Raw genomic sequence first — 238 nt, forward strand, 5'->3', positions numbered from 1 at the left:
GCCGGTCGATGCAGTGGCGAGAGTGAGGTTGCCCATCTTGCAACCGTTGAATCCACAAGCGGAAGCGTCTACTACTCCGCTTGTGTTTCCCGTGTCGTTGCGTCGCAGTATTGCGGTTTGCCCCAACTGGTTGCCGACCCCTACCACCGTCACAAAGGGGTGGAGCTCTAGTGCGGCATTGAGATCATAGAGGCCGGGCATGATGCGTAGCAGACAGATGACGCTTTCCGAGCACCAG

At 58.0% G+C, this 238-nt stretch carries 1 protein-coding gene; it reads right to left on the minus strand.

What is annotated here, in order from left to right:
- Positions 1-201: hypothetical protein (locus SB754_RS22830; protein ID WP_410784545.1), on the minus strand; the 201-nt coding region annotated here is incomplete at its 3' end.
- Positions 202-238: the final 37 nt, after the last annotated feature.

Source organism: Leifsonia sp. SIMBA_070 (genome assembly GCF_046534635.1).
In the GTDB taxonomy this organism is placed as follows: domain Bacteria; phylum Actinomycetota; class Actinomycetes; order Actinomycetales; family Microbacteriaceae; genus Leifsonia.